The following is a 1,600-nucleotide window of genomic DNA, read 5'->3' as shown; positions in this document are numbered from 1 at the left end:
GGTGGGGTGGGTGCGCAACCCGGCGCCGCGGGGTGCCGCTGCGCCCACCCGTGCCGCCCCAGCGGCACGACTGCCCGCAGCTAGGGCGGCCACGACTGCCCGCAGCTGGGCGGCTCGATCAGCCAACCCAGCCCGTCCGGCGATTGAGGACGAGGCCGTTCAGGCCGATCGGGGGTCCAGGGGGCGGAGCCCCCTGGGGCGGTGGGACAACGCCGGGGGCCTCGGACACGCCGGGTACCTCACCTCACCCCCCGGCTGAACCTAACGGAGTGAGCTGGCGCACACCTGCCGTAGAGTTGAGGCCGGTCGATACATGACCGTGACAGATCGGAAGGGCAGCACGCGTGACCGTCGACGACTCGGGTTCCGGCGAGGACGCGCAGGGCGCCGACTCCGGCGAGGATCCGCTCGCCCTGCGCCTCGAAGGGCTCATCCTGGGTGCCGAGCGCCGCTACACCCCGTTCCAGGCGGCCCGCAGCGCCGGCGTCTCCATGGAACTGGCCTCCCGCTTCTGGCGGGCCATGGGCTTCGCCGACATCGGGCAGGCCAAGGCCCTCACCGAGGCGGACGTCCTGGCGCTGCGGCGTCTGGCCGGTCTCGTCGAGGCGGGGCTGCTGAGCGAGGCGATGGCCGTCCAGGTGGCCCGGTCCACCGGGCAGACCACCGCACGGCTCGCCGAATGGCAGATCGACTCCTTCCTGGAGGGACTGACCGAGCCGCCCGAGCCGGGCATGACGCGCACCGAGGTGACGTACCCGATCGTCGAGCTGCTCCTGCCCGAGCTGGAGGAGTTCCTGGTCTACGTCTGGCGGCGGCAGCTCGCCGCCTCGGCCGGACGGGTCGTGCAGGCCGCCGACGACGAGGAGATGGTGGACCGGCGGCTCGCGGTCGGCTTCGCCGATCTGGTCGGGTTCACGCGGCTGACCCGCCGGATGGAGGAGGAGGAGCTCGGCGAGCTGGTCGAGGCCTTCGAGACCACCGCCGCCGACCTGGTCGCCGCGAACGGCGGCCGGCTGATCAAGACCCTCGGCGACGAGGTGCTGTACGCCGCCGACGACGCGGGCACGGCCGCCGAGATCGCCCTGCGGCTGATCGAGACCATGGCGCACGACGAGACGATGCCGGAGCTGCGCGTCGGCATGGCGTTCGGGACGGTGACCACCCGTATGGGGGATGTGTTCGGTACGACCGTGAATCTGGCCTCCCGGCTCACCTCGATAGCTCCGAAGGACGCCGTACTCGTCGACACCGCGTTCGCCGAGGAGCTGATCCGCACGCAGGACGCCCCCTCCTCTGAGGCGGAGGCGGCCGAGGAGGCCGCAGCGGCGGAGAAGGAGGGCGAGGAGCCGCCGACGTACCGGTTCGCGTTGCAGCCGATGTGGCAGCGGCCGGTGCGTGGGCTGGGCGTCGTGGAGCCGTGGCTGCTCACGCGGCGGGACATCGGCTGACGAGGCCGACGCGGCCGGCCGGAGGGCGCTCAGTCCAGCGGATCCACGCACACGCCGATGACCGGCACGCACAGGTCCGGGTCCTGCGGCTTCTTCGGCTTCTTCGGCTTCTCGGGTTCGGGTGCCGGGGCGGGGGCGGCCCGGCTCGGTGG

The 1,600-nt window shown here is 72.8% G+C and carries 1 protein-coding gene; it reads left to right on the top strand.

What is annotated here, in order from left to right:
• Positions 1-344: 344 nt before the first annotated feature.
• A complete protein-coding gene (locus CCL05_RS43035; RefSeq protein WP_107400599.1) occupies positions 345-1,448 on the top strand; it encodes an adenylate/guanylate cyclase domain-containing protein in 1,104 nt (367 codons plus the stop codon).
• Positions 1,449-1,600 lie beyond the last annotated feature (152 nt).

Source organism: Streptomyces africanus (genome assembly GCF_002150735.1).
GTDB lineage: Bacteria > Actinomycetota > Actinomycetes > Streptomycetales > Streptomycetaceae > Streptomyces > Streptomyces africanus.
The sequence above is the reverse complement of the archived record's forward strand: the minus strand, read 5'-3'. Positions and strand labels throughout refer to the sequence as shown.